Annotated in this window: 8 protein-coding genes and 1 pseudogene; 3 read left to right on the top strand and 6 right to left on the bottom strand. The window is 71.0% G+C overall.

Features of this window, described 5'->3' with window-relative positions; genetic code table 11:
- Positions 1-1031 (bottom strand): annotated as a pseudogene (locus ABE488_RS17535) (hypothetical protein); the annotation flags it as partial.
- A gap of 139 nt (positions 1032-1170) precedes the next feature.
- A complete protein-coding gene (locus ABE488_RS17530) occupies positions 1171-1764 on the bottom strand; it encodes an NfuA family Fe-S biogenesis protein (RefSeq protein ID WP_346442234.1) in 594 nt (197 codons plus the stop codon).
- 99 nt (positions 1765-1863) lie between these two features.
- On the opposite strand from ABE488_RS17530, the gene ABE488_RS17525 reads away from it, so the two are divergent.
- Together ABE488_RS17525 and ABE488_RS17520 are read left to right on the top strand one after the other, a co-directional pair.
- Positions 1864-2205: a 4a-hydroxytetrahydrobiopterin dehydratase gene (locus tag ABE488_RS17525; protein WP_346449684.1), complete on the top strand. Its 342-nt coding sequence runs from the start codon at positions 1864-1866 to the stop codon at positions 2203-2205.
- Positions 2202-3113: a DUF6624 domain-containing protein gene (locus ABE488_RS17520; protein ID WP_346449683.1), complete on the top strand. Its 912-nt coding sequence runs from the start codon at positions 2202-2204 to the stop codon at positions 3111-3113. Before ABE488_RS17525 ends, ABE488_RS17520 begins: the two co-directional genes overlap by 4 nt.
- A 97-nt stretch (positions 3114-3210) precedes the next feature.
- Here ABE488_RS17520 and ABE488_RS17515 read toward each other — a convergent pair whose 3' ends face one another.
- Complete coding sequence (locus ABE488_RS17515; RefSeq protein ID WP_346442237.1) at positions 3211-4173, bottom strand: RluA family pseudouridine synthase; 963 nt, start codon at positions 4171-4173, stop codon at positions 3211-3213.
- A gap of 409 nt (positions 4174-4582) precedes the next feature.
- Between ABE488_RS17515 and ABE488_RS17510 the strand changes: the two genes are divergently transcribed.
- Positions 4583-7837, top strand: a complete 3255-nt coding sequence (locus tag ABE488_RS17510) for an Rne/Rng family ribonuclease (protein ID WP_346449685.1) — start codon at positions 4583-4585, stop codon at positions 7835-7837.
- A gap of 256 nt (positions 7838-8093) precedes the next feature.
- Here ABE488_RS17510 and ABE488_RS17505 read toward each other — a convergent pair whose 3' ends face one another.
- The 3 genes from ABE488_RS17505 to ABE488_RS17495 form a co-directional block, all read right to left on the bottom strand.
- Positions 8094-8741 (bottom strand): response regulator, encoded by a 648-nt coding sequence (locus ABE488_RS17505; RefSeq protein WP_346449682.1) that lies wholly within the window; start codon positions 8739-8741, stop codon positions 8094-8096.
- An 83-nt stretch (positions 8742-8824) separates the two neighbouring features.
- Positions 8825-9418 carry an SCO family protein gene (locus ABE488_RS17500; RefSeq protein WP_346445838.1) on the bottom strand — a complete coding sequence of 198 codons (594 nt, stop codon included), beginning with the start codon at positions 9416-9418 and terminating at the stop codon, positions 8825-8827.
- A gap of 167 nt (positions 9419-9585) precedes the next feature.
- Positions 9586-10731 (bottom strand): pyridoxal phosphate-dependent aminotransferase, encoded by a 1146-nt coding sequence (locus tag ABE488_RS17495; RefSeq protein WP_346449681.1) that lies wholly within the window; start codon positions 10729-10731, stop codon positions 9586-9588.
- Positions 10732-10890 lie beyond the last annotated feature (159 nt).

Raw genomic sequence — 10890 nt, 5'->3', positions numbered from 1 at the left:
GCGCCCGGCGGGGACGCCGCGACGGGCCCACGCCCTGCGGTCGCGGCCGGGGTCTGCTCGCCCGTTCCCGGCGCTGGCGTCGCCGCGCCGCCTGGCACGGGCCGCGCCGGAGCAGGCGCCGGTGCCGAGGTGGGGGCCGGGGTCGTCGCGACTTCGGCAGCGGGCGCGGGATCGCGCAGCGGCACGTTGCGTTCGCGCGCGGTGACTTCGGGCGCGGACCGCGCCGCTGGCGTCGGCGTCTCGACCGTCACGTCCGGTCGCGGCGCGGTCGGCAGACGGACGGTCTCGGTCGCCTGCGCCACGGCCCGCTCGCGGACCTCGAGCTCCAGCGTCGGCGCCTCTGGCGTGGGCGGCGCCAAGTCGATGCGCTGAGGACCTCGTAGGGCCGGGATCTCGACCGCCTGCAACGGCGCGTCGGGCACCTGCCGGTCGCGCACGGCGACCTCCGGCGCCGCCGGACGCGGCGGCGGCAGCGTGAACGCACTGTCTGGCCGCGGCGTCTCGGTGACCTGCAGCACGTCCTGCGCGGGCGCGTCGTCCGCATCGGCCATCGATTGTGCGGGCGCGGGATCCTGCGCCGGGGGCGGCACCGTGGGCGCGGGTACCGGTGCGGATGCCGGGTCGGTGGGCGTCGCCTGCGCGGCAGCGGTCGGTGTCGGTGGCGTTGGTGCCTCGCCCGGATCGCCCCCGGCATCGCGTGGCGTGCCGGCGCCAATGAACACCGCCTCGACGACGTGCTCCTCGCCGTGGGCGGCGGCCTCGGTCGCGGCGAGGAACCGCGCCTGCATCAGCAGCAGCAACAGGCCCAGCCAGCTCAGTTGGATCAGCAGCGTCGTCACCAGCGAGACGACCCGCAGGCCGCGCTCGTCCCGGGGGGCATGCTCCCAGAGCGGATAGGCCAGGCTGGCCCAGGCGGCCAGTGCACTGGCCGGCGGCGCATGCCGACGCCGAGGCGATGCCGGCTGGCCGGCCAGCACTGCGGCGATCGCCGGCGCGGCCGCGCCGGTCACCCCGCCGGCGCGCGCTTGCATGGCCGCAAACCACGCCGTCCAACCGGGCGGAAAGTCCGGCGCCGCCTCGGCCGCCCCGCCCGACCGCCGGCGACGGAGCACCTCGATCAGGTCGGTAGAGGTGAACATCCGTCGCAGGCCGCCGGCTGCCGGACCTGGCTCAGGCCACGTCGCGCGGCATGTACGGCGCGCTGCCGCTGTCGTGGTCGGTCGCGTCGCGCACGGCGGTGACGCCGGGGACCTTCTCCATCAGCGTCTTCTCGATGCCCTGCTTGAGGGTCACGTCGACCAGGCCGCAGCCGTGGCAGCCGCCACCGAAGCGCAGCACCACCACGCCCTCGGCGGTGATCTCCTGCACCGACACGTTGCCGCGATGCTGGGCCAGCTGGGGATTGACTTCGTTCTCGACCACCCAGTGCACCCGCTCCACCAGCGATGCGGCCTCCGGCGGCGCTTCGCCCTTGATCTTCGGCGCACGGATCTGCAACTGCCCGCCGGTCGCGCGGGCCTCGTAGTCGATCTGCGCGCCGTCCAGGTAAGGCACGCTGGGCGCGTCGAGCCACAGCGTGAAGCCCTCGCAGTCGATCGCCCATTCGTCGCCGGTCAGATCGCCTGGCTCGGCGAACTCCAGGCGCACGTCCGCGCGCGTGGTACCGGCGTGGACCGCGGCCAGGCGCACCCCCAGTCCCGGTAGCGCCTCGCGCTCGATCAGCTTGCGGAAATGCGTCTGGGCGGATTCGGAGATATTGATCATGGGGGTATTCTAGCGAGCCTGCGCCGGCGCACGTGCCGGTCGCCGTCTGTCGCATGAATGGCCGTTGCGGAACGGCCGCCGCTGCCCAAGGAGCTGCCGATGTCGGATCTGATCCCCCTCGCCCAGGCCCACTGCATCGCCCGCCGTGGCGCCGAGCACCGCCTGCCCGAAGCGCGGGTACGGGAACTGCTGCCGCACCTGCCCGAGTGGACCCTCGCCGAGGACGGCGGCGCGCTGACCCGCACGTTCCGGTTCGAGGATTACCACCGGACGATGGCGTTCGTGAATGCCCTGGCGTTCATGGCCCACCGCGAGGACCACCACCCCGACCTGGGCGTGCACTACGACCGGGTCGACGTGCGCTACTCGACCCACGACGTCGGCGGACTGAGCGAAAACGACTTCATCTGCGCGGCCAAGGCCGACCGATTGGTCGCGTGAGCCGCCGCGCGATCGGCATGCTCGCCGCGCTCACCTGCGCGGTGCCTGCTTGGGCGAATCCGCCAACCTTCATGGACGCGTTGGACGCGTACACGGCGGGCGACCCCGCCCGTTGCGGCGAGATCCTGCTGGGCGCGGAAGCCGCGGGCGGCGCGATCCCGATGAGTGGCGAACTGCTGACCGCCGAATGCCTGTCTGCGACGGGACGCTACGATGATGCCTTCGCGTATCTGCGAAGGCAGCTCCCCAACGGTCGGATCGCACTCGACGAACTGCTGGGCAAATCTCGCCCGGGGCTGGACGCGTTGCGGGCGCAGCCGGGATGGACCGCATTGCGCGCCGAGGCCGAGTCGCTGGACGCCGCGCGCGCCGACACCCGCGATTCCGCGCTGCGCGCAGAACTCCTGGCGCGCGCGGCGCGTGACCAGGCCGTCCGCAGCGCGATGACCGATGGCGGCACGGGGCGGCTCGATCAGTCCGACTGGGAGGCGATCGCAGCGGTCGACCGCGAGAACGTCGCATGGCTGAAGCCGCTGATCGAAACCCGAGGTTGGCCCGACAGCGATCTCGTCGGCCACGACGGTGCGAAGGCAGCTTGGCTGCTCGTCCAACATGCCGACCACGACCCCGCATTCCAGCGGGACGCGCTCGCGCGGATGCAGGTCGCGGTCGAACTGGACCGTGCCGACCGCAGCGACTTCGCGCTGCTGACCGACCGCGTCTTGCTCGCGGACGGCCAGCCCCAGCGCTACGGCCCCCAGTTCCAAACCGGTGACGATGGCGTCATGCGGATGCGCCCGGTGGAGGACCCGGACGGCCTGGAGGCGCACCGCGCTGCTGTCGGACTGCCCTCGATGGCCGACTACCGGCAAGTGCTGCGCGCGGGTTACGGCACCGAGGTCGAATAAGGGCGCGGTCAGGGCACTGCGGCCATCGACTCGGCGTCCCAGCGTCCGGCGAGCGTCTTTGAGCGCGATTCCAGTCGCGCCGTGACCGCCTCCCAGCTCAGCCCAGCCGGTCCAGCGCCTCGCGCAGGTCTTCGGCCAGCGGCGCATTGAGGACGTAGGCCTCGCCGTCGTCGAGCGTGAACTCCAGCGATGCGGCATGCAGGAACAGGCGCCGCAGTCCGATCTGCTCGCGCAGCCGGCGGTTGACCTCGAGATCGCCGTACTTGTCGTCGCCGGCCACCGGATGGCCGATGTGCTGAGCGTGTACGCGGATCTGGTGGGTGCGCCCGGTCTCGATCCGCACCTCGCAGTACGACTGTCCACCGCGGCGCTCCAGCACCCGGAAATGGCTCAGCGAAGGCTTGCCCGCGGCGTTGACCTGGACGTGGCGCTCGCCGCCCTGCCGCAAGCCCACGTGCAACGCCGCATCGACGCTCATCGTGCCGTCGGGCAGGCGGCCGGCGAGCAGCGCGAGGTAGCGCTTGCGAATACCCGCGCCATGATCCTCGCGCATCAGCGCCTGCAACTGGGTCAACGCCGAGCGCTTCTTGGCCAGCACCATCAGCCCCGAGGTGTCGCGGTCGAGCCGGTGCACGAGCTCCAGCGACTGGTTCGGGCGCAGCGCGCGCAGGGTCTCGATGACCCCGAAACTGATCCCGCTGCCGCCGTGGCTGGCGATGCCCGACGGCTTGCTGATCGCCAGCAGCCGCGCATCCTCGAACACGATGCTCGCCTCCATCGCCGCCAGCAGCCCGCGCGACGGCGTGCCCGCCTCTCCGGCCGGCGCCAGCCTGACCGGGGGAATGCGGACCTCGTCGCCGGCCTCGAGCTTGCGCTCGGCCTTGGCGCGGCCACCGTTCACCCGGACCTGGCCGCTGCGCACGATCTTGTAGACGATCGAACGCGGCGCGCCCTTGAGCTGGCCCAGCAGGAAGTTGTCGAGGCGCTGGCCGGCGCGGTCGTCGGTTACCCGGACCAGCCGCACGCCGCCGCCGGCCGGGCCGGAATCGTTGTCAGTCATCGTCGCTTATTTATCTGCTACACTCGGCCCGCGATATAAGGTGCTGATTTCCCTGGAAGATCACGGGCCAAAAGCCCACCTTCCGAAGGTCTCCGGACAGTGCGCGGCCACCGCCCCAGGGGCGGCCATGTTAGCGGCTGGACGGCAACGCTGCTTATCGCCCGATGCCTGGCATCGGCGCTGAACACGTCCCGCGCGGCGCCCGTCCCGGTCCAAGACCGGTCGCGAGCGGCCAGCGGCCCGCAACACCCAGACAACAACGAGCGCTCCCGCGGCCCGCCGTGGTGTCGTAGCGCTGGAAAATCCGGTTCGTCGCTGCGCGTGCGCGGCGGCTTCAGGCTTCATCCAGGCGAAACGCCCCGACGTTCCGCGCGCGAGAGCGCGTTGAGGAACGCAATCCATGAAGCGCATGCTCATCAATGCGACGCAGGCAGAAGAACTGCGCGTCGCCATCGTCGACGGCCAGTCCCTGTACGACATCGATATCGAACAGCCGTCGCGGGAACAGAAGAAGTCCAATATCTACAAGGGCCGGATCACCCGGATCGAACCCTCGCTCGAGGCCGCGTTCGTCGAGTACGGCGCCGCCCGCCACGGCTTTTTGCCGCTCAAGGAAGTCTCGCGCGACTATTTCCAGGCCGGCGTCGACCCCAACAAGGGCTCGATCAAGGAGCTGTTGCGCGAGGGCCAGGAGGTCGTCGTCCAGGTCGACAAGGAAGAGCGCGGCAACAAGGGCGCCGCCCTGACCACGTTCATCTCGCTGGCCGGCCGCTACATGGTGCTGATGCCCAACTCGCCGACCGCCGGCGGCGTCTCGCGCCGGATCGAAGGCGAGGACCGCGCCGAGCTGAAGAAGGCGATGGACGCGCTGACCATTCCCGACGACATGGGCGTGATCATCCGTACCGCCGGCGTCGGCCGCGACGCCGAAGAACTGCAATGGGACCTGGACTACCTGCTGAGCATCTGGCGGGCGATCGCCGAGGCCGCGCTCAGCAAGCCCTCGCCCTTCCTGATCTACCAGGAGTCGCGCCTGATCACCCGGGCGCTGCGCGACTACATGCGCGCCGATATCGCCGAGATCCTGGTCGATACGCCGGAGATGTACGCCGAGGCGCGCGACTTCGTTGAGCAGGTGATGCCGCACAACCTGCGCAAGCTCAAGCACTACACCGACGACGTCCCGCTGTTCAACCGCTACCAGATCGAGTCGCAGATCGAGAGCGCCTACGAGCGCACCGTGCGCCTGCCCTCCGGCGGCGCGCTGGTCATTGACCAGACAGAGGCGCTGACCGCAATCGACGTCAACTCGGCGCGCGCCACCAAGGGTGGCGACATCGAAGAAACCGCGTTCAACACCAACCTGGAGGCCGCCGACGAGGTGGCCCGCCAGCTGCGCCTGCGCGACCTGGGCGGCCTGGTGGTGATCGACTTCATCGACATGTCGTCCAACAAGCACCAGCGCGACGTCGAGAACCGGCTGCAGAACGCGCTCAAGTACGACCGCGCACGCGTGCAGCAAAACCGGATCTCCAAGTTCGGCCTGCTGGAGATGAGCCGCCAGCGCCTGCGCGCGAGCCTGGGCGAGTCCAGCCAGATCGTGTGCCCGCGCTGCGAAGGCCACGGCCGTATGCGCAGCATCGAATCGCTGTCGCTGTCGATCATCCGCGTCGCCGAAGAGCACGCGATGAAGGACAACACCGGGCAGGTGCTGGTGCAGGCACCGGTGGAGATCGCCAACTACCTGCTCAACGAGAAGCGCAGCGCGCTGGCCGAGATCGAGAAGCGCCACGGCGCCCCGATCATCATCGTCGCCGACGAGCAGTTGCATACGCCGCACTACGAGGTCTCGCGCATCCGTGAGAACGAGCTCGGCGAGGAGACCAGCCGCCCGAGCTACCAGCGCGGTACGCCGCGCCGCGTGGCGACGATCGCGCTGAGCAAGGGCAACCTCAACGTGCCGCCGCCGGCCGTGACCAATGTCCGCCCGGCCCAGCCTGCGCCGATCCGCGAGCCCAAGCCCGAGCCGGCGCCCGCCCCGGCCCCCGCGCCCGTGGCCGCCCCTGCACCGGCGCCGGCCCAGGCCTCGTCCGGCGGTTTCGTCGGCTGGCTCAAGACGCTGTTCGCCGCTCCCGCCCCTGCGCCGCAGCCCGCGCGCCAGGACACCCGCGCGCCGCGCCCCGATGGTCAGGCCCGGGATGGCCAGCCGCGCGGCGAAGGACGCGGCAACGGCCGCAACGGTCAGCGTCGCGACCGCCGCGGGTCGCGTTCGGGTGGACAAGGTGGTCAGGGCGCGCAGACCGGCGCCTCGGCACCTGCACGCGAGGAGCAGGCCGCCACGCCGCAGCGCGAATCGCGCCGCGAGCAGCCCGCAGCCCAGGACAAGCGTCCCCAGGAGCGTCGCCAGAAGCAGAAGCCGCCGCGCGCGCCCCGTCCGCCCAGAGGCGAGGACGACGCCCCCGAGACGATGACGGCCCCGGCCGTCGCGGCCACCGCGGCCGTGGTCTCGACGCCGCCGGCCCAGGCGGCAGCGCCCGCACGCACGGAGGTCGCCCCGGCACCGGTCGAGTCGCCGAAGGTCGAGGCATCGGCCCCGGCAGAGGCCGATCGGCACGCGCCGGCTTCGGCAGCGGACGCGGCATCGCCCCAGCTCGCGCCGGCCGTGGTCGATGCCGATCCGACCGACGAGGATCGGACCGACGAGGCACCGACCACGAGCGATGATGACGAGGGCGGCAACGGCCGTCGCCGTCGCGGTCGTCGCGGCGGCCGCCGCCGCCGCCGTGGCAAGGCTGGCGACGGCAGCGTCGCGGGCGACGAGCTGCAGCAGGACGACGACGAGGCCGCGGACGACCACGGCATCGTCCCGTCCGACCGCGCCCAGCCCGAGTTCGACTTCGACGACCTGCCGGCCGCCCCGGCGCAGCCCCAGGCCGCGACGTCGGCGCCTGCGCTCACGCCCGCTGCAGCCGCGGCGCCTGCTTCCGCAGCTGCCGCAGCCGCGGCCGTGATCGCGACCGGCGCCGATGGCGCGGCGCAGGCGCCTGTCGACAACGCGTCCGAACCGTCGTCGGCGGCGCCTGCATCGGCCCCGACCACCGCCCCGGCCCTGCCGGCAGCAGAAGACGCGCAGACCGACGTCGATACCGGCGTGGCAGACGCCTCGGTTCCGGCACCGGCCCAGGACGCGGACCCGGTCGATCCGGCCGCGACGCTGTCGACCCCGTCGGCGGTCGACACCGCCCAGGCCGAGGCTGATGCCGCCGTGCCCGCTTCGCCGGTCGAACAGCCGGTGGCGGACGCTGGGAGCCGCGAGACGGCCCCGGGTCTGTTCGATGCGCCGGTGTCCAGCACCCCAGCGACCGACGCAGTCGAGCAGGTCGAAGCGGTCAAGGCCGTCGAGGTCGAGCGGACCGAGGCGATCGACGAGGTGCCGCAGGCCGCGCACGCAGTCGACTCGGCAGCGGATGCGTCGCGGGCCGGTATCGCCGCAGCGACGCCGCCACAGGCCGAGCCGACGGACGCAGTCGAGCCCGAGGCGCAGCCCGATGCCGAGCGTCACGACGTGCCCGAGTCCGCAGTCGCGACGCGCACGCCTGCGGCAAGCGACGCCAAGGCCAAGCAGGACGAGCAGCCGGACCCGCCGCCGAGCCGCGAGGCCTGAGCCACACGAAGAAGCCCCGGCATGTCCGGGGCTTCTTTTTGGCCCTCTCGGCGAGCCAGCGTCTGTGCCGCAACGCGCGCTCGATCGCGGGCATCACTGCGCTGGGCAGCAGATCCCACAGCGCGCCCGACGCATACGGGCGGCGAGACGGCCCCGCCCTGCCTCGCCAGCCGGCCGGATCCGGGTGCGGGCCACGACCGTGCCGAGACGATCAGTCCGCGCTTTCGCGTCGGTACCGCGGGCGCGGCGCGGGCGCCTACACCGCCATGTCGGGCGGTGCGATGCCGTACTGGCTCGCCAACCGCGCCAATGCGATCGCATCCTGGATCTGCAGTTTTTCGAACAGCCGCGATTTGTGGGTATTGACCGTCTTCGCGCTCAGGCTCAGCCGCCGGGCGATGTCCTCCTGCCGCAGGCCGTGCAGCAACAGCATCGCAACCTCGAGCTCGCGACTGGACAGCGCATCGAACGGCGTGCCATCGCCGTCGACGCCGGCCAGCGCCAGGTTCTGCGCAATCGTGCTGGCGAGATAACGCTTGCCGCGCGCGACGTCGCGCACCGCACGTACCAGCTCTGCGGCATCGCCGCCCTTGCCCACGTAGCCCGAGGCGCCGGCTTCGATCAGCCGACGCGGCATCGGCCCGTCCTCGAGGATCGAGACCACGATCACGCGCGTCGGCGAGCCGCCGCGCACGATGCGCTCGGTGACCTCCAGACCGCTGACGCCGGGCAGGTGCAGGTCGCACAGCACGATATCGGGCTGCAGCTTGCGGATCTGCGGCAGCGCGTCCTCGCCGCTCTGGGCCTCGCCGACGACCTCGATGTCGGACTGTCCGTCGAGGATCATGCGCATGCCGGTACGTACCAATGCATGGTCATCGACCATGAACACACGAATCTTCATCCTTGTTGTCCCGTTGTATTCCCCAGAACGAGGCTAAGCGGTGCATCGCGGTGGCCGCAAGTCGGAGAAGTCCGACCGCAAGGTCAGTCGGTTCCGCGCTCGCGCGTCATCAAGACCCGCAGGTCGTCGACCATCTGCGCGACCGGCTGATCGTACTGGAACGCCAGCTGCAGCCGGCCGTCCGGCCCGATCACGTAATTGACCATGGTGTGGTCCATCGCATACGACGAGCGGGTGGGCACCTGCCGGTAGGTCACACGGAAGGTCTGCGCCGCCAGTCGCGTCTGCATCGCATCGCCGCGCAACGCGACGATGCCGTCGCCGAACGCGCGCACGTACTCATCGAGCACCGCTCCGGTATCGCGCTCGGGATCGACGGTGACGAACACGATCCTGAGCCGGTCGCCGTCCTCGCCCAGCGCTCGGCGCACCTGGGTGGCCTTGAGCAGGCTCGTCGGGCAGACCTCGGGACAATGGGTGTAGCCGAACGAGAGCAGGACGTAATCGCCTCGGAAGTCGCCCAGGCCGCGCGGGCGGCCCTCGGTGTCCTGCAAGTCCAGGCTGCGCCCGTAGGACACACCCGACAGGTCGGTGCCGTGGAACGGGCCGGCAGGCGGCGACGCGCACGCAGACAGCGCGAGCGTGAGACAGAGAACGGACGGCAGCAACGATCGCACGGGGACGCTTGAGGGTTCGGGAAGGACAATCGCGGCGCCGCGTGGGCCGCGAGGTCCCATGATTCTAGGCGCTGGGCCCTGAAGGCGCGGTTGCGACCGATCGTCGCAGCCCCGCCGCCACGGCCCGGCGGCCCGGCGGCCCGGCGGCCCGGCGGCCCGGCGGCAGGCTACAGCGTACGCAGCCGCGCGATCGCCGCATCGAGCGTCGCCGGATTTTTCGCAAAGCACAGCCGCGCCAGTCGCTGGCCCTGCGGTGGCCTGGCGTAGAACGGCGATAGCGGGATCGCGGCCACGCCCTTGTCGATCGTCAGCCAACGGCAGAACGCCACATCGTCGAGTTCGCTGACCTGGGCGTAATCGACGAGCTGAAAATAGCCGCCCGGGACCGGCAACGGCCGCAGGCGCGTGGTCGCCAACTGCGCGGCGAACGCGTCGCGCTTGGCCTGGTAGAACGCGCCGAGCTGCTCGTAATGCGCCGGCTCCTCGCGCAACATCTCGGCAAACGCATGCTGGGCCGGTGCGAATGTGCAGAACACGTTGTACTGGTGGACCTTGCGGAACTCCGCGCTCAACGCCGGCGGTGCGATGCAGTAGCCGAGCTTCCAACCGGTGCAGTGATAGGTCTTGCCGAAACTCGAGACCACGAATGCGCGCTCGCGCAGCGCCGGGTAGCGCAGTGCCGACTCGTGCCGCGCGCCGTCGAAGACGATGTGCTCATAGACCTCGTCCGACAGCAGGTAGATGCCGGTGTCGGCGACGATGTCGGCGATCGCCTGCATGTCGTGGGCCGCGAACATCGCGCCCGAGGGGTTGTGCGGGCTGTTGACGATCAGCAGGCGGGTGCGCGGTGTGACGGCCTCGCGCACGCGCTGCCAGTCCGGCGCAAAGGTGGCCGGATCGAGCGGCACATGCACCGCGACCGCACCGGCCAGTTCGATCGCCGGCGCGTAGCTGTCGTAGGCCGGGTCGAGCACGATCACCTCCTCACCGGCGCGCACGACCGCGTGGATCGCGTTGAACAGCGCCTCGGTCGCGCCGCTGGTCACGGTGACTTCGGTCTCGGGATCGGGAAGATGGCCGTAGACACGCGCGGTCTTCTCTGCGATCGCCTGGCGCAGCGCCGGGATGCCGGTCATCGGCGCGTACTGGTTGTGACCGTCGCGCATCGCCGCGGCGAGTGCATCGACCAGGCGCGGGGGCACCTCGAAATCCGGGAAGCCCTGCCCGAGATTGACCGCGCCGTGCTCGGCCGCCAGCTGCGACATCACGGTGAAGATCGTGGTGCCGACCTTGGGCAGCTTGGTCCGGATCATCTGGCCTGCGTCCATCGTGAAAGGGGCACCGAGTGTACGGGGCCACCCACTCCAAAACCGGGGTCAGCGGGCACTTTCGCCATGAAAGTGCCCCCGGACCCCGGGTTTTGACCCCGGGTTTAGGGGCGGGCAACGGGGGCGGCCTTGACACAACGCCAT

It is taken from the genome of Luteimonas sp. TWI662, from assembly GCF_039673825.1.
In the GTDB taxonomy this organism is placed as follows: Bacteria; Pseudomonadota; Gammaproteobacteria; order Xanthomonadales; family Xanthomonadaceae; genus Luteimonas.
This window is presented reverse-complemented; position numbering and strand designations above follow the sequence as displayed.

What these genes read in the sequence shown, in the direction of transcription:
- ABE488_RS17505 (WP_346449682.1), bottom strand. Translation starts at nt 8,741, where the DNA reads ATGAAGATTCGTGTGTTCATGGTCGATGACCATGCATTGGTACGTACC.
- ABE488_RS17525 (WP_346449684.1), top strand. Translation starts at nt 1,864, where the DNA reads ATGTCGGATCTGATCCCCCTCGCCCAGGCCCACTGCATCGCCCGCCGT.
- ABE488_RS17515 (WP_346442237.1), bottom strand. Translation starts at nt 4,173, where the DNA reads ATGACTGACAACGATTCCGGCCCGGCCGGCGGCGGCGTGCGGCTGGTC.
- ABE488_RS17510 (WP_346449685.1), top strand. Translation starts at nt 4,583, where the DNA reads ATGCTCATCAATGCGACGCAGGCAGAAGAACTGCGCGTCGCCATCGTC.
- ABE488_RS17530 (WP_346442234.1), bottom strand. Translation starts at nt 1,764, where the DNA reads ATGATCAATATCTCCGAATCCGCCCAGACGCATTTCCGCAAGCTGATC.
- ABE488_RS17495 (WP_346449681.1), bottom strand. Translation starts at nt 10,731, where the DNA reads ATGATCCGGACCAAGCTGCCCAAGGTCGGCACCACGATCTTCACCGTG.